The sequence below is a fragment of the Mycobacterium sp. IS-2888 genome (genome assembly GCF_001954215.1).
GTDB lineage: Bacteria > Actinomycetota > Actinomycetes > Mycobacteriales > Mycobacteriaceae > Mycobacterium.
This window is the reverse complement of the sequence record NZ_MBET01000053.1, coordinates 34,918-53,123: the sequence shown is the minus strand read 5'-3', so window position 1 is coordinate 53,123 and position 18,206 is coordinate 34,918. Positions and strand designations below refer to the sequence as shown.

Below are 18,206 nucleotides of genomic sequence, written 5' to 3'. Positions count from 1 at the left end.
CCCCGAAAGGAGGCAACCCCGATGGCCCACGATCAAAACCGGGACGACGGGCTCTATCAGCCAGGGCAGCCCGGCATGTACGAGCTCGAGTTCCCGGCGCCCCAGCTGTCGACGTCCGACGGCCGCGGCCCGGTGCTGGTGCACGCGCTGGAAGGGTTCTCCGACGCCGGTCACGCGATACGCCTGGCCGCCGCGCACCTGAAGGACGCCCTGGACACCGAGCTGGTCGCGTCTTTCGCGATCGACGAACTGCTGGACTACCGCTCCCGGCGGCCGCTGATGACCTTCAAGACCGACCACTTCACCAATTACGACGATCCAGAGTTGAGCTTGTACGCCTTACGGGACAGCGTCGGCACCCCGTTCCTGTTGCTGGCCGGCATGGAGCCGGATCTGAAGTGGGAGCGTTTCGTCACCGCGGTGCGCCTGCTGGCCGAGCGGCTGGGCGTGCGCCGCACGATCGGCCTGGGCACAGTCCCGATGGCAGTCCCGCACACGCGGCCGATCACGCTGACCGCGCACTCCAACGACAAGGAACTGATCGCCGACTTCCAGCCGTGGATCTCGGAGATCCAGGTCCCGGGAAGCGCGTCCAACTTGCTCGAATACCGGATGGCCCAGCACGGCCACGAGGTCGTCGGGTTCACGGTGCACGTGCCGCACTACCTGACGCAGACCGACTACCCCGCGGCCGCCCAGGCGCTGCTCGAGCAGGTGGCGAAGTCCGGGTCGCTGGACCTGCCGCTGTCGGAGCTGACCGAAGCGGCCGCGGAAATCCGGGCCAAAATCGACGAGCAGGTGCAGGCCAGCGCGGAGGTCGCCCAAGTGGTGGCCGCGCTCGAGCGCCAGTACGATGCCTTCATCGACGCTCAGGCAAACAGGTCGTTACTGACTCGCGACGAGGACCTGCCTAGCGGCGACGAGATTGGCGCAGAGTTTGAGCGCTTCCTGGCCCAGCAGGCCGAGAAGAAGTCCGACGACGACGACTCGGGCTAACCGCTCAGAACTGGCCCGACGACGAGGTGGGCGGATGACTGAGCGGAAGCGAAAGAGCAATCTTCGCCCGGTGCGGGAAGTGACCGCGCCAACCCTGCAGTTCCGAACCATCCATGGCTACAAGCGGGCGTTCCGGATCGCCGGCTCGGGCCCGGCCCTGCTGCTGATTCACGGCATCGGCGACAACTCCACCACCTGGAATACGGTGCAGGCCAAGCTCGCCCAGCGTTTCACCGTGATCGCCCCGGATCTGCTGGGCCACGGGCAGTCCGACAAGCCGCGCGCCGACTATTCGGTCGCCGCTTACGCCAACGGGATGCGCGACCTGCTGTCCGTCCTCGACATTGAGCGAGTCACCATCGTGGGTCATTCGCTGGGCGGCGGAGTGGCGATGCAATTCGCCTACCAATTCCCACATCTGGTCGATCGGCTGATTTTGGTCGGCGCCGGCGGCGTCACCAAGGATGTCAACGTCGTCTTCCGGCTCGCCTCGTTGCCAATGGGCAGCGAGGCCCTGGCCCTGCTGCGGCTGCCCCTGGTGCTGCCGACGGTTCAGCTGGCGGGGCGCCTGGCGGGCCTGGCGATCGGGTCGACCGACCTGGGCCGCGACCTGCCCAACGTGCTGCGGATACTGGACGATCTACCCGAACCGACGGCGTCGGCGGCGTTCAGCCGCACCCTGCGGGCCGTCGTGGATTGGCGTGGGCAGATCGTCACCATGCTGGACCGATGTTATTTGACCGAGGCCATCCCCGTGCAGATCATCTGGGGCAGCCGCGACGTCGTGGTCCCCGTCCGCCATGCCCACATGGCACACGCCGCGATGCCCGGCTCCCGGCTGGAGATCTTCCAGCGCTCCGGCCATTTCCCCTTCCACGACGACCCGGCCCGCTTCATCGACGTCGTCCAGCGCTTCATCGACACCACCGAGCCCGCCCAATACGACCAGGCTGCGCTTCGCCAGTTGCTCCGCACGGGCAGCGGCGCGCAGACCGTCTCCGGCCCGGCCGACACCCGCGTCGCGGTCCTCAACGCCATGGGCTCGGACGAACGCAGCGCCACCTGACAATCGCGGCATTGCCCGGGGTCGTACAGTCGGGCCATGGGTATCGACGTCACGGTGCTGCGGGTGTTCACCGATCCGGACCGCAACTTCGGCAATCCCCTCGGCGTGGTCGATGCGAGTCAGATCGACGCCCGTGACCGGCAACGGCTGGCCGCCGAATTGGGCTACAGCGAAACGATATTCGTCGATCTGCCCACCCCCGGCTCCCCCACCGCGCACGCCACGATCTACACGCCGCGAACCGAAATTCCGTTCGCGGGACATCCGACCGTCGGCCTGTCGTGGTGGCTGCGCGACAACGGGATGCCGATCAACACGCTGCGGGTGCCCGCCGGCCTCGTGCAGGTCGGCTACCAGGACGAGCTCACGGTCATCAGCGCACGCTCGGAGTGGGCCCCCGAATTGTTCGTGCACGAATTCGATGCGGTTGACGACCTGCTCGCCGCCGACCCGGCCGATTACCCCGACGACACCGCCCACTACCTATGGGCGTGGATAGATCAAACCGCCGGATCGCTGCGCGCCCGCATGTTCGCCGCGAATCTGGGTGTGCCGGAAGACGAAGCGACCGGCTCCGCGGCGATACGGATCACCGACCACCTCAGCCGCGACCTGCGCATCACGCAGGGCAAGGGCTCGATGATCGAGACGACCTGGAGCCCCGAGGGCTGGGTTCGGGTAGCCGGGCGCGTCGTCAATGACGGTGTGACACAGCTGAATTGAATTCCGCGCGCCACCCGGAGTGGTCAGGCCTTGCGGTGCAACACCGCGGAGAGGTGATGCTGCAGCGGTTGACCGACGGCGCCCATCCGCACCGAGTACGACAGCTCGTCGCCGTCGATGCGCAACGAACGGCCAAGCGCGGACACCTCTTTGGCGGTCGGGGTCAATCCGACGTCGGTGGTGGACAACGCGACCTCGATACGCTCGCCGGTCACCGAATACGTACCCACCTCGATCTCGGTGATGCCACTCGGGTGCGCCAGAACCAGCTCGACGTGACCCGGCTGCGGCACCCGAAGATATCCGGTCTCGGCGTGCAGGGGCTTGCCGTCGGCCACCGCTTTCGTCTTTTGCGCATACGCCAGAAATGGTTTGCCCACGTGGGAGAACACGACTTCCTCGAGATACTCGAAGGGCTGGATTGTCGGGTATTCTCCGGCGCCTCGACCGGCCCAGGTACCGAGCAGGGGCGCCAGCGCCGCGACGTCGGGATGCAAGTCGGCAGGCATGAAAACAGCCTAGCGAGTGGCCGGTTCCGGGTCCGTCGGCACTTGGCGGTGCGCCCGCAGCGCTTCGATCTCGCGCTCGAAATCCTCCGCGGACGAGAACGAGCGGTACACCGACGCGAATCGCAGGTAGGCCACCTCGTCGAGGTCGCGCAACGGCCCGAGGATGGCCAGGCCGACCTCGTGGCTCGGAACCTCGGGCGAGCCCGCGGCGCGTACCGCGTCTTCCACCTGCTGGGCCAGTAGGTTCAGCGCGTCCTCGTCCACTTGCCGGCCCTGGCACGCGCGGCGGACGCCTTTGATGACTTTCTCGCGGCTGAAGGGCTCGGTTACGCCACTGCGTTTGACCACGGCCAGGACCGCGGTTTCCACGGTGGTGAACCGCCGCCCGCATTCGGGACAGGACCGGCGGCGCCGAATCGCCTGGCCTTCATCGGTTTCCCGCGAGTCGATCACCCGGGAATCGGGATGCCGGCAGAACGGACAGTGCATGACCGCTCCTTCGCCGTGCCGATACCTCGCAGAACACTCCGAGCGTACCCGCGCGCCGCCCACCGGGGCCAATACCGCCGCGATAAGGATCCGTCCACCACCGCGGGAGCCGAGCGGCCTTGGCGTAGAGCGGTTTTCGCACCGCACCGCCATGCCGTCAGCCGACCGGCGCGATCAGCGTCTGGCCGGCGTCCAGCGTGGGCGAGTTCAGGTCGTTGAGTTCGCGGATCCGGTCGGCCACCTGGCGAGCGGGCGCGTCCGGCGCCACCCGGTGCGCGACGTCCTGCAGGGACTCCCCGGCTTCGACCCGCACAACGGCCAGCCTGTCGGGCACCGCGGCAGCCGTAGGGCCGGGGTCGCCGTTGGCCTGCTGCCCGAGGTTCGCGACCAGCCCCAGCCACAGGGTGATCAGCCCGGCGAGCAGGGCCAGCCCGAGCGTCGTCAGCAGCGTGGCGGGACGCTTGCGATGCGGCGCGACCGACATCGCGACGCCGGTGCCGTGGTAGCGCATGGGCGCGCCGGCCGGCCGTGACGAGCGTGGACGGCGGGAGCGCACCACGCGTGCCCCGTCGTAGCGGGGACAGTCGACCAGCCCACTGGCCGGGCGCCGGGTGCCGCAGGTCCGCGGCGAGACTGTGTGGATGACTGTCATGTCCGTTCCTCCGGTCAACTAAATCCTCGCTCGTGTGTTCGACTATAGTCGCTCGTGTGTTCGAACCCGAACATTTGAGCGAAGCGTGTCGGACGAGCGAAACGTTAGACCCCGGCACCGACAAGTTCGTCGCCGATCGTCGGTCACCACCCCTGACATGCAGGAGAAGTACCCGCTCGGGTCGAGAGTTACACGCGTGTGATTCATTCGTTGTAGGGTCTTGATTCACCAGCCGTAGGGTCTTCGGGCCCCTATCGGCAGCGTCGCGACACGCCAGTCGAACACATGTTTGATTCTTGGTCGCCGGGGGGCTACATTCAGTGCCATGAGCGACAGCAACGACACTTCCGCCGGCGCGGCCGGCCGGTTGCATTCCGTGGATCCATCGCTTACCGAGCGGCAGCGCACCATCCTCAAGGTCATCCGCGAGTCGGTGACCAGCCGCGGTTACCCGCCGAGCATCCGCGAAATCGGCGATGCCGTCGGTCTGACGTCGACGTCGTCGGTGGCTCACCAGCTGCGCACCCTGGAACGCAAGGGGTACCTGCGCCGCGACCCGAACCGGCCCCGGGCCGTCGACGTCCGCGGTGTCGACGACGTCCCGGCGGCGGCGGTGCCCGTCACCGAAGTCGCCGGCTCGGACGCGCTGCCGGAACCCACCTTCGTCCCCGTGCTCGGGCGCATCGCGGCCGGCGGGCCGATCCTGGCCGAAGAGGCGGTCGAGGACGTCTTCCCGCTGCCCCGCGAGTTGGTCGGCGAGGGCGCCCTGTTCCTGCTCAAGGTGGTCGGCGACTCGATGGTCGAAGCCGCGATCTGTGACGGTGACTGGGTGGTGGTGCGGCAGCAGAATGTCGCAGACAACGGCGACATCGTCGCCGCCATGCTCGACGGCGAGGCCACCGTCAAGACTTTCAAGCGCGCGGGCGGTCAGGTGTGGCTGATGCCGCACAACCCCGCGTTCGATCCCATCCCCGGCAACGAGGCGACCGTGCTCGGCAAGGTCGTCACGGTGATCCGCAAGATTTAGCGACCGGGGTCAGTCGGCCTTCGTGAAGCCGTTGGCCTGGGCGACTTCTTCGCTGGACATCCAGATTTCGGCGAGCGTGTCCTGGTAGAGCACGCTGTCGGGGGTGTAGTACAGACCGAAGCTGGCGTTGACCTTGATGGGATATCCGTCCGGCATCTGATACGGGTCATCCAACGGCAGGTGGATGGTCGGGCGTCCGGCCGGGCCCGGTCCCTCGTCGGCGTCGACGGCGGCATGCCGCCCGGGCCTCGGCCCGGCGGCGGCCACGACGCCCGGGGCCGCGACGTCCGGGGCGGTGTGCGCGACCGCGACGTCGGGATAGACAACATCCGAATCGACCGGCTCCGGCGCCGCGGCGGGGTACGCGTCGTCCGGATGGGCGGCATCCGCTGGGGTATGCGGAACGGCCACGTCCGGATATTCGGCTTCTTCGGCCTCGGCGGCTTCATCGACGTCGAGATAGGCCGGTTCGTCCTCTTCCGGATAGGCGGCCTCCGGATACGCGGCTTCCGGATAGGCGGCCTCCGGATACGCAGGCTCCGGGTAGGCGGGCTCGGGGTAGCCGGCCTCGGGATAGTCGGATTCGGCGAGAACGTCCTCCGACACGACGGGTATGGAATCGGTGTCCACAGCGTCGGGGTCTACCTCCTCGATCCCCGACCGGTCCGCGTCCTCCTCGGGCATGGGCGGCGATTCCCCGCCGTATTCCGCGGCGACCTCGTCGCCGCGCGACCAGCTGACCCGCGACCCGGACTCGTCGCCGGGCTCTTCGGACGGTTGCGGCTCGCCGAACAGGAAGTGGTCGGTGGCGGCCTCGGCGTTCGGGTGGGCGTGCTCGTGGGCTTCCTCTCGCGCGTCCGCGGAGGCGTAGTCGTCGCCGTAGTCATGGCCCCAATGCCCGTCGGCGACAGCGTCGTAACCGCCGAGGTCGGCGTCGCGGTCGTGCTGGTAGGCGGCGGCGGCCGCCGCGGCCTCCCGGCGGGCGCGGCGCCGGCGCAACCCGAACGGCAGAAACGCCAGCAGCGCGAGCACTATCGCGACCGGAATGATGACCAGCAGATACCACGAATGCCAGGCGAACTTCTTGGAGTGGGGCGGCATCGCCGCGCTGCTCGGCTGGTTCTGCCCCGACACCTGCAGGCCGGACAGCAACGGCGCCAGGTTGGACGGGTCGGTGGTGAACGTGTTCTTCGCGCGGTTCCACGAGATCTTGCCGCCGGCGAACTTCTGGGAGATCACGTCGCCGTCCACGGCTTGGTCGCCGACCGGCGCACCCAGCTTGCCGCTGGCACCGCGAAGCTTGTCCCACGCGGCCTTCATCGCACCGCGGACAACGAATGCGCCGTGCTCGCGTGTCCAGAAGATCACCGGCTTGTCGGCCGCGGCGAAGGTGCAGCTTCGGCTGGAGGGGATACCGCCGTCGGACTCGTTGGCGATCGGGAACCCCAGGTCGCTGCTGACGGGCCCACCGGCCGACTCGTACTTGGCCAGAATGTCGCTCTCGATAGCGCTTGCGCCGGTGGCCGGGCTGAAAAACACCTTGCCGCCGGCGAAATTCTGGGCGACTCCGTCACCGCCGATGGGATATTGCGCGCCCTGCTTGGCGCCCAGCGGGCCGGAGGCGCCGCCCGCGGCACGCCAGGCCATGTTGATGGCCGCGGTGGGATCGATCGCCACCTGCAGACCCTTGAGTTGGTCGGCCAATGCGGGCGGGGTGGTGGTGAAGTCCTTGGTTTTGCGGTTCCAGGAGATTTGACCGCCGGTGAACTTCTGCGAAGTGACCTCGCCGTCGTAGGTTTCATCGCCGGCCGGTGCGCCGAGGACGCCGCCGGAGCTGCCGAGTTTGTCCCACGCCGCGTTCATGGCGCCGCGCACCACGAACGCGCCGTGCACGGCCGTCCAAAAAATCACGGGCTTGTCGCTGGCGGCGAAGGTCGCCACCCGGCTGTCTGGTCCCGCGAGGCCGGGGACCTCGTTGATGGTCGGGAATCCCAGATCGCTGTTGACCGGGCCGCCGAGCGCCTCGTATTTGTCCAGGATCGGCCCGTACACGAACTTGGCGCCGGTGTCGGTGGTGTAGAACATCTTGCCGCCGTCGAAGTCCAGGACGAATCCGTCACCGGCCGGGTAGACGTCGCCCTTCCGGGCGCCCAGCGGTGATCCGTCGCCGCCGGCCTTCTCCCACGCCGCCATCATGGCGGCCTCGGCGTCGCCGATCGGGGATGCCAAGGCTCCGGGTGCCAGGAATGCCGCGGCCACGACGGCGGCCGCCATGCTGATCAGCGCGCGCCCGAATAGCCTGCGCAATCGACCTCCCTGCCCGTTCACCAAGCCTCCCAGCCGACGGATAGGCCCCGGTTTGTGGCCATGCCCGCATCCTGCAGACCCTGCGAGCGGGTGATACCCCCACCGCGAGTGACTAACCCGCGGGGGTACGCATTATCGCCGGGCTCGCATAACTTTGCTCCAGCGAGCAGAAAATGCGAAGCCGAATCACGAATTTTGCAAAAACGGATACCGCTCCGATGTCGAAATGATGCACGACGGCACCCATGTCGCGACCGGCCGGCATCCAAACGCATGTGCCGACGGTACGCGAGGCCGTCAATTGGTCCGGAATCTACCCGGCCAAAACAGCGATACGCGAAATAGATCAATTTGCCGGGCGGTCACATTTCGTTGGCCGCCAACGCGATTGCGTCCCGCACGATACGTCGAGGGGGCCGCCTCCCGGGCTAGACACCCAGGCCGCGGCCGATGATCTCCTTCATGATCTCGGTCGTGCCACCGTAGATCGTCTGAACCCGCGCATCGAGATAGGCACGCGCGACCGGGTATTCGCGCATGTAGCCGTATCCGCCGTGCAGCTGCAGGCAACGGTCGATCAGGTGCACCTGCTTCTCGGTCGAGTACCACTTGGCCATCGCGGCCTGCTCGGCCGTCAGCTTCTCCTCGAGATGCAGCCGGATGAACTCGTCGACCATGACGCGCACCACTGTGGCCTCGGTCGCCAGCTCGGCGAGCACGAAGCGACTGTTCTGGAAGCTGCCGATCGGTTTGCCAAAAGCCTTGCGCTCCTTGGTGTATTGCACGGTGTGGTTCAGTACCGTTTCCATCGCGGCGGCCGCCATGATCGCGATCGAGATCCGCTCCTGCGGCAGGTTCTGCATGAGGTAGATGAACCCCTTGCCCTCCTCGCCGAGAAGGTTTTCCGCCGGAACGTGGACGTCGGTGAACGACAACTCCGCGGTGTCCTGCGCGTCCAACCCGATCTTGTCCAGGTGGCGGCCGCGTTCGAAGCCCTTCATGCCGCGCTCGACGACGAGCAGCGAAAAGCCCTGCGCGCCCATGTCGGGATCCGTCTGCGCCACCACGATCACCAGATCCGAGTTGATCCCGTTGGTGATGAACGTCTTTGAGCCGTTGAGCACGTAGTGATCGCCGTGCTTGACGGCCCGGGTCTTGATGCCCTGTAGGTCGCTGCCGGTGCCCGGCTCGGTCATCGCGATCGCCGTGATCAACTCCCCGCTGCAGAACTTAGGCAGCCAGCGCTGCTTCTGCTCCTCGGTGGCCAGGCGCAGCAGGTAGGGCGCCACCACGTCGTTTTGCAGGCCGAATCCGATGCCGCTGTAGCGCCCGGCGGTGGTCTCCTCGGTGACGATCGTGTTGTACCGGAAGTCGGGGTTGCCGCCGCCGCCGTACTCCTCGGGCACGGCCATGCCGAGAAAGCCCTGTTTGCCCGCCTCGAGCCACACTTCGCGGTCGACGATCTTCGCCTTCTCCCATTCGTCGTGATACGGCGCGACGTGGCGATCGAGGAAGGCGCGGTAGGACTCGCGGAACAAATCGTGCTCGGGCTCGAAAAGAGTGCGCTGGTACTTGACGGCACCGCTCATAACTGACCTCCGGCGACGGGGACTCTGCCGCCCAAGATATACCAACCAGACGGTTGGTCGGCGGCTGGGCGGCCGTGCGCGGCCGAGGCTTATTTCGCCGAGAACTCGCGCAGGCTCGCGGCCAGCGCGACCGGAACGCGGGCCACCAGGCGAGTGCCCTGCGAGTTGTGCTCGGCCTGCTGCACCCGACCGTCGGCGTGCACGCGGGCCACCAGGTCGCCACGGTCGTAGGGGATCACGACGTCGACGGCGGTGTCGGTGGGAGCCGCGAGTTCGGCGATCCGGCGGCGCAGGGCGTCGATGCCGTCGCCGGTGCGCGCGGACACGAACAGCGCCCCGGGCAAACCGTGGCGAAGCTTGGCCAGCATCAGATCGCTAGCGGCGTCCACCTTGTTCACCACCAGCAGCTCCGGCGGCGCGGCGCCGTCGTAGTCGGCAAAGACTTCCGAAACCACCTGCCGCACCGCATTGATCTGGGCAAACGGGTTGACGTCGGAGCCGTCGACAACGTGCAACAGCAGGTCGGCGTCGACGACCTCCTCGAGCGTGGAGCGGAACGCCTCGACCAGCTGGGTGGGCAGGTGCCGCACGAACCCGACCGTGTCGGTCAGCACGAACGGCCGAGCCCATTTCGTTCCGGGGTCGAACTCCGCGCGCCGGGTGGTGGGCTCCAGCGTCGCGAACAACGCATCCTCCACCAGCACGCCGGCCCCAGTCAGCGCGTTGAGCAGGCTGGACTTGCCCGCGTTGGTGTATCCGACTATGGCGATCGACGGGATGTCGCTGCCGAGCCGGCGGCTGCGCTGGGTGTCGCGAGCCTGCTTCATCGCCTTGATCTCGCGGCGCAGCTTGGACATCCGCTCGCGGATGCGGCGCCGGTCCGTCTCGATCTTGGTCTCACCGGGACCGCGCAGGCCCACGCCGCCGCCGCTGCCGCCGGCGCGACCACCGGCCTGCCGAGACATCGACTCGCCCCAGCCGCGCAGCCGCGGGAGCATGTACTCCATCTGGGCCAGCGACACCTGCGCCTTGCCTTCCCGGCTGGTGGCGTGCTGGGCGAAGATGTCGAGGATCAGCGCGGTGCGGTCGATGACCTTGACCTTGACGGCCTTCTCCAGCGCGGTCAGCTGCGCCGGTGATAGTTCACCGTCGCAGATGACAGTGTCCGCGCCGGTCGCCAGGACGACCTCGCGCAATTCCTGCGCCTTGCCCGAGCCGATGTACGTGGACGGGTCGGGTTTGTCGCGGCGCTGGATCAGGCCTTCGAGCACCAGCGAGCCAGCGGTCTCGGCCAGGGCGGCCAGCTCGGCCAGGCTCGCCTGGTTGTCGGCGGCGCTCCCCTGCGTCCACACGCCGACCAGCACCACGCGCTCCAGCCGGAGCTGGCGGTACTCGACCTCGGAAATGTCGGCCAGCTCGGTCGATAGCCCGGCGACGCGGCGCAGCGCCGATCGGTCTTCGAGGGCAAGCTCGCCCGCGCTGGGTTCTAGATCCGGCTGATCGTGGAAGGGAGTTTCGGGATGAGTCATAGGCAATTAGCAATAGTGCACGCTAAATCGGTTGCGCGCACCCGATTTAACGCTGCTGTGCGCGCCACCATTCCTCGCTGATCTCGCCGCGGGCCACCAGCACCGACGGCCCGCGCAGGTAGCTGGTGGCGTCGGTGATGGTGACCGTGACATCGCCGCCCGGCACCCGTACGGTCAGCGTCCCGGTGTCCGCACCGGCATCGGCCAGCGCGGCGACCGCGGCGGCGACGGTCCCCGTGCCGCAGGATCGGGTTTCGCCCACCCCGCGCTCGTGGACCCGCATGTGTGTCACCCCGCCGGCCGCCGGGGTGAGGATTTCGATGTTGACGCCGTCGGGGAATTGCGCGCGGTCGAACTGCACCGGGGCGGCCACGTCCAGCGCGGCGAGCTCGCCGGGACTCAGCCGCGGATCCACGCACGCCAGGTGCGGGTTGCCCACGTCGACCGCCAGCCCGGTGAATCGCTTGCCGCCGACGACCGCCGCAAACGCGTCCCCGCCGCTGCCCAGCCGGTTGGCCTTACCCATGTCGACGGTGACGTCGGCCTCGGTCGCGTCGGCGTGATGCAGGGTGACCGGACGCGCGCCGGCCAGCGAGCCGACGACGAACTCGTCGCGCGACTCCAAGCCGCCGACCCGCAGGTAGTGCGCGAAGACCCGTACCCCGTTGCCGCACATCTGAGCGATCGATCCGTCGGCGTTGCGGTAGTCCATGTACCAGTCGTTCGACCCAACACCGTCGGGCCGGCGCTCGAGCACCCCGGCGGCCACCGCCGCGTCGGCGGTGGTGATCCGCAGCACCCCGTCGGCGCCCAATCCGCGGCGCCGGTCGCACAACGCGGCCACCAACGGCGGGGTGAGCGCCAATTCGGCGCCGACGTCGGGCAGCAGCACGAAATCGTTTTGCGTGCCGTGCCCCTTAGCGAAGATCACCAGCTCAGGATACGTGCCGCCATGCCTGCACCGCTTCGTCGACGAGCCGGGTGCGGTCGGCTTCCCCTTTTTCAGACTCGAGCCAGTGCACCCGGTGATCGCGGCGGAACCAGGAGCGCTGCCGCCGCACGTACCGTCGGGTGCCGACGTACGTCTGCTCGCGCGCGTCGCGCAGGTGCTCCGGCCCGCCGCCGGCGTCCAGCGCGGCGAGCACCTGGGCGTAGCCCAGCGCACGCGAGGCGGTGACCCCGTCGCGCAGGCCCCGTTTCAGCAGCGCGCGTACCTCGTCGACCAGGCCTTGCTCGAACATCGTATCGGTGCGGCGGGCCAATCTCTCGTCGAGAAGCGTTGTATCGCAGTCCAATCCGACGATGACGGTGCCCCAGCGTGGAGTGCCGATGCGCGGCGCGGACGCGGCGAACGGCCGCCCGGTGAGCTCCACCACCTCGAGCGCCCGTACCGTGCGTCGGCCGTCGGTGGGCAGGATCGCGGCGGCCGCCGCCGGGTCGCGCCGGGCCAGCTCGGCGTGCAGCGGCCCTACCCCCTCCTCCGCGAGCCGCCGCTCCCAGCGCGCACGCACCGCGGGATCGGTCGCGGGGAACGACCAGTCGTCTAGCAGCGACTGGATGTAGAGCATCGAGCCGCCGACCACCACCGGCAGCGCGCCCCGGGCGGCGATCGCGTCGATGTCGGCGGCGGCGGCCCGCTGGTAGCGGGCGACGGTCGCGGTCTCGGTGACGTCGAGCACATCGAGCTGGTGGTGCGGGATGCCGCGGCGGGCCTCGACGGGCAGCTTGGCGGTTCCGATATCCATGCCGCGATAGAGCTGCATCGCGTCGGCGTTGACGATCTCCGCCTGGATGCCGAGGCGCTCGACCCGTTCTGCGAAGTCGAGCGCCAGCTGCGACTTGCCGGTACCGGTGGGGCCGACGATCGCGAGCGGTCGCACGGCTTGGCTCACGGCTGCCAGGCGCCGACGAAGTAGCCCACCCCGTAGGGCGCTCCCCGGTAGAGCTCCTTGGCCGATCGCGGCCCGGGTTCGGCCAGCCCGGCGAGCACCTGGAAGGCGACCCGGCCCTGGATCTCGGGCGGCACCCGGGTCAATGCGGCGGCGTCGCCGTTTGCCAGCGCGTCGTCGAGGGCCAGCTGGGCGTCGGCGTTGCCGGGGTCATAACCGCCGGGCGCGCTCGGTGTCAGGGTGTTGGCGCCGTCGGCGACGACCAACACGCCCACCGGGTCGGGCGCCCGGTCGATCGCGGCGCGCAGTTGTCGGCCACGCGTCAGCGCGGCGTCGGCGTCATGGTCGTCGCGGTAGACGTGGACCCGCGCGCTGACCTCGGGGCGGACCTGCCCGCGGACCCAGCCCGCGAGCAGCGCGCACAGGGGCATCTCGGCGGGCGGCTCGGCTGGTGGCTCGGCTGCGGTTAGGGGCGACAGCCGGACTGGCACGTCGGCGCCGAAGCCCGCGAAGGTACCCACGCCGTCGGGACCGAGGATGTCGTCCGCTCGGCCCGTCCCGACGACGATCCAGCGCGGCGGCAGCAGGGCGGCCGCGGCAAGGGCCGCCGCGACCACGTCGGCCATCTCGGCGGCGGCCGTTCCGGCGAGCTGCGGGACAAGCACCGGCGCCGAGGGAATGATCGCGATGGCGCTCAGCACGCCACCAAACTAACGGACGGATCGACGACGCGGGACGCGTCAGGTGATCGTCCGGCTTTCCTCCGAAGGGGCCGCATCGCTCTGCGGGGGTTCGTCCTGCGCCGCCGGAGTGCGTTTGAGGTCGCGCCCCGTCTCCGCCGCGATCGACGCGGCCTCCCCGCGGGCCAGCGCCACCGTCGCGACAATGACCATAGCCACGGCCGCGACCAGCACGAACGCCTGGGGCCCGTGGGCGTCGAATGTCTCGCCGAGAAGAAACACCCCGAGTATCCCGCCCACCAGCGGCTTGGCCACGGTCATCGTCGGCAGCGACGCGGTCAACGCCCCAGCACGGAAGGCCGACTGCTGGAAAATCATCCCGGCCAACATCAGCACCAGCCACGGAAAGAACTCGGGCGAAGTCAGGGCGGCGCCCAGGCCTTCTTCGAGCAGTTCGACGAGGCCCTTGGTCAGCACCGCGAACAACGCCAATGACGAACCCGCCACCAGCGCCAGCAGCACGGCCGCGACCGGGCGACCTGACCAGATGCGCGCCCCGAGCAAACACAACACCAGGATGGGACCCATCACCAGAGCCACGATGATCCACTGGGACAGCGCCCCCCGCTGCTGGCCGACCGTCGGGTCGCCCACGATGATGACCACCGCCAAAGAGCCTGCCAGCACGATCGCCCAGATCCACTCCCAGCGGGTGACCCGGTGCCCGGTCAGCCGCGAATAGATCGGCAGGGCAAACAGCAGCGCGGTCACCTGCAGCGAGGTCACCAAGACCACCGATCCCCACGCCAGGGCCCCGGCCTGCAGGCTGTAGTTGACGATCGCCGCCAGGCCGCCCAACCACCACCGCTTGTCGCGCAACGACATACGGAACAGCTCGAGGTGCCCGACGTGTTTGTCGGTGATTTCGTGTGCGGATCGCTGCCGGATGACGTCGCCGATCGCGGAGGCCAGTGCCGCGCACAAGGCAATCAGTGCCGCGACGTCCACTTTGGACATGGGAACCCCCTCACCAGCGCTCCCCCAAAGCTTTCCGTACACGTGCAGTTCTAGACGGGTTCACGCACCACAGTAGTTCGACTGTAGTTCGACAGCGGCATCATCTCGACAACATCCCAGCGCCAGCCATCACTTTAGAGGGGCCAAGGTGGCCGCGCACGGTCCGCCAAGCTGCTTGAATACTCTGGGAAGCGCTTAGGGAGTATCGGTGCCGCTACGCGCGGCAGGCGCGCGGAACACCAACCGCGCGAAGGTGGCAAAGGGCAGGTGACGAGCGATGACCGCTGACGAGCCCCGTATCAGCGATTCACCAAAGCCGTCGCCGCGTCCGGGACCACGGCCCGGTCCGCGCCCAACTTCGCGGCCCGCGATCCACCCGGTCGCCGTGCCCCCGTCGAGCGATCCGCACCAGTTCGGACGCGTCGACGACGACGGCACCGTCTGGCTGATCAGCGCGGCGGGCGAACGCGTCGTCGGCTCCTGGCAGGCCGGCGACCGCGAGGCCGCTTTCGCCCACTTCGGCCGGCGCTTCGATGACCTCGCCACCGAGATCACGCTGATGGAGGAGCGGCTGGCGTCGGGCACCGGCGATGCCCGCAAGATCAAAGCCCACGCATCCGAACTGGCCGAGACGCTGCCGACCGCGTGCGTGCTGGGCGACATCGACGCGCTCGCGGGCCGGCTGTCGACGCTGCTCGAGCACGCCGGGGCGGCGGCGGCCGCCGACAAGTCCCGCCGCGAGGAGCATCGCGCCGCCCAGACCGCCCGCAAGGAGGCGCTGGCGGCCGAGGCCGAGGACCTGGCCGCTAACTCGACCCACTGGAAGATCGCCGGCGACCGCCTGCGGGCGATTCTCGACGAGTGGAAGACGATCAGCGGCCTGGACCGCAAGGTCGACGACGCGCTGTGGAAGCGCTATTCCGCGGCCCGCGAAGCCTTCAACCGGCGCCGGGGCGCCCACTTCGCCGAGCTGGACCGCGAGCGATCGGGGGTTCGGGAGTCCAAGGAGCGGCTCTGCGAACGGGCCGAGGAGCTGTCCGATTCGACGGACTGGACCGCGACGAGCGCGGAGTTCCGCAAGCTGCTCTCCGAGTGGAAGGCGGCGGGCCGGGCCAGCAGGGACGTCGACGACGCCCTGTGGCGTCGCTTCAAGGCCGCCCAGGACACGTTTTTCACCGCGCGCAATGCCGCTGCGGCGGAAAAGGATTCGGAATTACGGGCCAATGCCGTCGCCAAGGAGGCGCTGCTGGCCGAGGCGGAGAAGCTCGACACGAGCAATCACGACGCGGCCCGGGCGGCGCTGCGATCGATCGCGGAGAAATGGGACGCGATCGGCCGAGTCCCCCGGGAGCGCTCCGCCGAGTTGGAGCGGCGGCTGCGGGCGGTCGAGAAAAAGGTGCGCGACGCCGGTGAATCGGATTGGTCCGATCCCCAGGCGCAGGCCCGCGCCGAGCAGTTCGCGACCCGTGCCGAGCAATACGAACAGCAGGCGCGCAAGGCCGAGGCGGCCGGCCGCACCAAGGAAGCCGAGGAGGCCAAAGCCAACGCGGCGCAGTGGCGGCAGTGGGCCGAAGCGGCGGCCGAGGCGCTGACGCGGCGGACCTAGCCCTCGGGATCCTCGCGTTTGTCGCCGGCATCGTTGGGGGCAGTGTCGGGGGCGTCGTTCGTGTCGAGGCTGTCCAGCAGCGTCTTCGACTGCTGCTGCGCCGCGATCCGGCGCCGTTGCTCTTCGGCCGCGAGTTGCACGATGGTGCGGGCCCACACCACCCGGGCCCAGTGAAACGTCAACAGAATCACCGTGATCCATGCCACGATCAGGCCCACACCCGGGCCGGGATGACCGGCGGCCACGGTCTGGCGCGACCACACCGCCAGCAGGCCGGCGCCGCTGGCGATCGCCGTGCCCGCCAGCGCGATCCACGCCAGCGCCCAGCGCCGGGTCAGCAATGCCAGCGTCGAGAATCCGACGCCGAAGACCAGCGCCAGCCAGGCGAACACCCGCAACGGCAGGCCCAGCGCGGCCGCACTGGCGCCGTGGCTGGAAAACAGGACATCCCATCCCCGCACGGCGCCGGTGTGCGGCAGGATGAACGAGCCCAGCAGCACGAATACCAGGATGGCGACGACGAATGCCCTTGGGCCGGGCTCGATCTCACGCGCGACGCGGCGTTCCGCGGCCTCGATTTCGGCACGCAGGGCGTCGATGTCGGCGTGTTCTTTTTTCTGTTCGTTCATAGGGCGCATCCAAGCGGTTGGGCGGTTGCGCCGGACGGCCCCACAGCGGGCATGCCGAGACCGACGCCGCGCGGCCGTTGTCCTGCGGAGTCACCGGCCCGCGTGCGGCGGTGGGTCAGCACCCCGGCGTCCGCGACGAGGTGGTGCGGCGCGGCCCCGGTGATCGCCGTGGTGACGATGTCGCCGGGCCGCACCGCCGTGTCGGCGGAAAAGTGCACCAGGCGGCCGTCGCGGGCGCGTCCGGTCATGCGCGACGTCCGGCTGTCCTTGCGCCCTTCGCCGGTGGCCGCGAGCAACTCGACGGTCTGCCCGATCAGCGCGCGGTTGCCCTCCAGCGAGATCTGCTCCTGCAGCTCGACCAGCCGCTCGTAGCGTTCCTGCACAACAGGTTTCGGGATCTGGCCGTCGAGTTCGGCGGCCGGGGTGCCGGGCCGTTTGGAGTATTGGAAGGTGAACGCGGCCGCGAACCGGGCCTGCCGCACCACGTCGAGTGTGGCCGCGAAATCCTCTTCGGTCTCACCCGGAAATCCGACGATCAGGTCGGTCGTGATGGCCGCGTGCGGCATCGCCGCCCGAACGCGGTCGATGATGCCGAGATAACGATCGGCCCGGTACGAGCGCCGCATCGCGCGCAGCACCCGGTCGGATCCGGACTGCAGCGGCATGTGCAGGGCGGGGCACACGTTCGGCGTCTGCGCCATCGCCTCGATGACGTCGTCGGTGAATTCGGCCGGATGCGGGGAGGTGAACCGGACGCGTTCCAGCCCGTCGATTTCTCCGCAGGCGCGCAGCAGCTCGGCGAAGGCGCCGCGATTCCGCGGCAGCTCGGGGTCGGCGAAGGACACCCCATAGGCGTTGACGTTCTGGCCGAGCAGCGTCACTTCGAGCACGCCGTCGGCCACCAGCGACCTCACCTCGGCCAGAATGTCGTCCGGACTGCGGTCGACCTCCTTGCCGCGCAGCGACGGGACGATGCAGAAGGTGCAGCTGTTGTTGCACCCGACGGAGATGGAAACCCAAGCGGCATAGGCGGATTCGCGGGCGCTGGGCAGTGACGACGGAAATTGCTGCAGCGCCTCGGCGATCTCCACCTGGGCGACCTTGTTGTGCCGGGCGCGGTCGAGCAACGTGGGCAGCGATCCGATGTTGTGGGTGCCGAAGACGACGTCGACCCACGGCGCCTTGCGCAGCACCGCGTCTCGATCCTTTTGGGCCAGGCAGCCACCGACCGCGATCTGCATATCGGGATTGCCGCGCTTGCGCGGAGCCAGATGGCTGAGGTTGCCGTAGAGCTTGTTGTCGGCGTTCTCGCGCACGGCGCAGGTGTTGAAGACCACGACGTCGGCGTCGGTCCCTTCGGCGGCCCGCCGATAGCCGGCCGCCTCGAGCAGCCCGGCCAGCCGTTCGGAATCGTGCACGTTCATCTGGCAGCCGTAGGTGCGCACCTGATAAGTACGCGCCCCCGAAACGTCACGGGCCACCGTCGAAGTCACGGGGC

The 18,206-nt window shown here is 68.8% G+C and carries 17 protein-coding genes; 5 read left to right on the top strand and 12 right to left on the bottom strand.

Annotated features, from left to right (window positions below; all coding sequences use genetic code 11):
- Nucleotides 1-21 precede the first annotated feature (21 nt).
- From A5745_RS09105 to A5745_RS09095, 3 genes are read left to right on the top strand one after another with little or no spacing between them, the layout of a single operon-like run.
- Entirely contained in the window at nt 22-996 is a 975-nt protein-coding gene (locus A5745_RS09105) for a proteasome assembly chaperone family protein (protein WP_076063728.1), read from the top strand.
- Nucleotides 997-1,030: 34 nt separating this feature from the next.
- Entirely contained in the window at nt 1,031-2,062 is a 1,032-nt protein-coding gene (locus A5745_RS09100) for an alpha/beta fold hydrolase (protein ID WP_076063727.1), read from the top strand.
- 36 nt (nt 2,063-2,098) lie between these two features.
- Complete coding sequence (locus A5745_RS09095) at nt 2,099-2,785, top strand: PhzF family phenazine biosynthesis protein (RefSeq protein WP_076115805.1); 687 nt, start codon at nt 2,099-2,101, stop codon at nt 2,783-2,785.
- Between the two features lie 23 nt (nt 2,786-2,808).
- Here the strand turns inward: A5745_RS09095 and A5745_RS09090 are convergent, their stop codons facing one another.
- From A5745_RS09090 to A5745_RS09080, 3 genes are all read right to left on the bottom strand, one after another.
- Complete coding sequence (locus tag A5745_RS09090; protein ID WP_076115804.1) at nt 2,809-3,294, bottom strand: peroxynitrite isomerase; 486 nt, start codon at nt 3,292-3,294, stop codon at nt 2,809-2,811.
- A 9-nt stretch (nt 3,295-3,303) separates the two neighbouring features.
- On the bottom strand, nt 3,304-3,783 hold the full coding sequence (gene nrdR / locus A5745_RS09085; protein ID WP_076063721.1) for a transcriptional regulator NrdR: 480 nt from the start codon (nt 3,781-3,783) through the stop codon (nt 3,304-3,306).
- 157 nt (nt 3,784-3,940) lie between these two features.
- Nucleotides 3,941-4,435 (bottom strand): LysM peptidoglycan-binding domain-containing protein, encoded by a 495-nt coding sequence (locus A5745_RS09080; protein ID WP_076115803.1) that lies wholly within the window; start codon nt 4,433-4,435, stop codon nt 3,941-3,943.
- A 325-nt stretch (nt 4,436-4,760) separates the two neighbouring features.
- Between A5745_RS09080 and lexA the strand changes: the two genes are divergently transcribed.
- Nucleotides 4,761-5,462: a transcriptional repressor LexA gene (gene lexA, locus A5745_RS09075; RefSeq protein ID WP_076063717.1), complete on the top strand. Its 702-nt coding sequence runs from the start codon at nt 4,761-4,763 to the stop codon at nt 5,460-5,462.
- Between the two features lie 9 nt (nt 5,463-5,471).
- Here the strand turns inward: lexA and A5745_RS09070 are convergent, their stop codons facing one another.
- From A5745_RS09070 to A5745_RS09040, 7 genes are all read right to left on the bottom strand, one after another.
- Complete coding sequence (locus tag A5745_RS09070) at nt 5,472-7,769, bottom strand: hypothetical protein (protein WP_076115802.1); 2,298 nt, start codon at nt 7,767-7,769, stop codon at nt 5,472-5,474.
- A 428-nt stretch (nt 7,770-8,197) separates the two neighbouring features.
- Nucleotides 8,198-9,358 (bottom strand): acyl-CoA dehydrogenase family protein, encoded by a 1,161-nt coding sequence (locus A5745_RS09065; RefSeq protein WP_076063713.1) that lies wholly within the window; start codon nt 9,356-9,358, stop codon nt 8,198-8,200.
- Between the two features lie 89 nt (nt 9,359-9,447).
- On the bottom strand, nt 9,448-10,887 hold the full coding sequence (hflX, locus tag A5745_RS09060) for a GTPase HflX (RefSeq protein WP_076115801.1): 1,440 nt from the start codon (nt 10,885-10,887) through the stop codon (nt 9,448-9,450).
- 46 nt (nt 10,888-10,933) lie between these two features.
- The gene (dapF, locus tag A5745_RS09055; RefSeq protein WP_076115800.1) at nt 10,934-11,818 is read right to left on the bottom strand and encodes a diaminopimelate epimerase; all 885 of its coding nucleotides are present in this window, start codon (nt 11,816-11,818) and stop codon (nt 10,934-10,936) included.
- 4 nt (nt 11,819-11,822) lie between these two features.
- Entirely contained in the window at nt 11,823-12,767 is a 945-nt protein-coding gene (gene miaA, locus A5745_RS09050) for a tRNA (adenosine(37)-N6)-dimethylallyltransferase MiaA (RefSeq protein ID WP_076115880.1), read from the bottom strand.
- An 8-nt stretch (nt 12,768-12,775) separates the two neighbouring features.
- Complete coding sequence (locus A5745_RS09045) at nt 12,776-13,477, bottom strand: hypothetical protein (RefSeq protein ID WP_076115799.1); 702 nt, start codon at nt 13,475-13,477, stop codon at nt 12,776-12,778.
- A gap of 39 nt (nt 13,478-13,516) precedes the next feature.
- Complete coding sequence (locus A5745_RS09040) at nt 13,517-14,473, bottom strand: DMT family transporter (RefSeq protein WP_076063702.1); 957 nt, start codon at nt 14,471-14,473, stop codon at nt 13,517-13,519.
- A 277-nt stretch (nt 14,474-14,750) separates the two neighbouring features.
- On the opposite strand from A5745_RS09040, the gene A5745_RS09035 reads away from it, so the two are divergent.
- Nucleotides 14,751-16,079, top strand: coding sequence for a DUF349 domain-containing protein (locus A5745_RS09035; RefSeq protein WP_076063700.1), 1,329 nt, complete (start codon nt 14,751-14,753; stop codon nt 16,077-16,079).
- Here the strand turns inward: A5745_RS09035 and A5745_RS09030 are convergent.
- On the bottom strand, nt 16,076-16,708 hold the full coding sequence (locus A5745_RS09030) for a hypothetical protein (RefSeq protein ID WP_076115798.1): 633 nt from the start codon (nt 16,706-16,708) through the stop codon (nt 16,076-16,078). The genes A5745_RS09035 and A5745_RS09030 overlap by 4 nt on opposite strands.
- Entirely contained in the window at nt 16,705-18,201 is a 1,497-nt protein-coding gene (gene miaB, locus A5745_RS09025) for a tRNA (N6-isopentenyl adenosine(37)-C2)-methylthiotransferase MiaB (protein ID WP_076115797.1), read from the bottom strand. The genes A5745_RS09030 and miaB overlap by 4 nt, the downstream gene beginning before the upstream one ends.
- Between the last annotated feature and the right edge of the window lie 5 nt (nt 18,202-18,206).

What these genes read in the sequence shown, in the direction of transcription:
- A5745_RS09105 (WP_076063728.1), top strand. Translation starts at nt 22, where the DNA reads ATGGCCCACGATCAAAACCGGGACGACGGGCTCTATCAGCCAGGGCAG.
- A5745_RS09100 (WP_076063727.1), top strand. Translation starts at nt 1,031, where the DNA reads ATGACTGAGCGGAAGCGAAAGAGCAATCTTCGCCCGGTGCGGGAAGTG.
- A5745_RS09095 (WP_076115805.1), top strand. Translation starts at nt 2,099, where the DNA reads ATGGGTATCGACGTCACGGTGCTGCGGGTGTTCACCGATCCGGACCGC.
- A5745_RS09090 (WP_076115804.1), bottom strand. Translation starts at nt 3,294, where the DNA reads ATGCCTGCCGACTTGCATCCCGACGTCGCGGCGCTGGCGCCCCTGCTC.
- nrdR (WP_076063721.1), bottom strand. Translation starts at nt 3,783, where the DNA reads ATGCACTGTCCGTTCTGCCGGCATCCCGATTCCCGGGTGATCGACTCG.
- A5745_RS09080 (WP_076115803.1), bottom strand. Translation starts at nt 4,435, where the DNA reads ATGACAGTCATCCACACAGTCTCGCCGCGGACCTGCGGCACCCGGCGC.
- lexA (WP_076063717.1), top strand. Translation starts at nt 4,761, where the DNA reads ATGAGCGACAGCAACGACACTTCCGCCGGCGCGGCCGGCCGGTTGCAT.
- A5745_RS09065 (WP_076063713.1), bottom strand. Translation starts at nt 9,358, where the DNA reads ATGAGCGGTGCCGTCAAGTACCAGCGCACTCTTTTCGAGCCCGAGCAC.
- hflX (WP_076115801.1), bottom strand. Translation starts at nt 10,887, where the DNA reads ATGACTCATCCCGAAACTCCCTTCCACGATCAGCCGGATCTAGAACCC.
- A5745_RS09040 (WP_076063702.1), bottom strand. Translation starts at nt 14,473, where the DNA reads ATGTCCAAAGTGGACGTCGCGGCACTGATTGCCTTGTGCGCGGCACTG.
- A5745_RS09035 (WP_076063700.1), top strand. Translation starts at nt 14,751, where the DNA reads ATGACCGCTGACGAGCCCCGTATCAGCGATTCACCAAAGCCGTCGCCG.
- A5745_RS09030 (WP_076115798.1), bottom strand. Translation starts at nt 16,708, where the DNA reads ATGAACGAACAGAAAAAAGAACACGCCGACATCGACGCCCTGCGTGCC.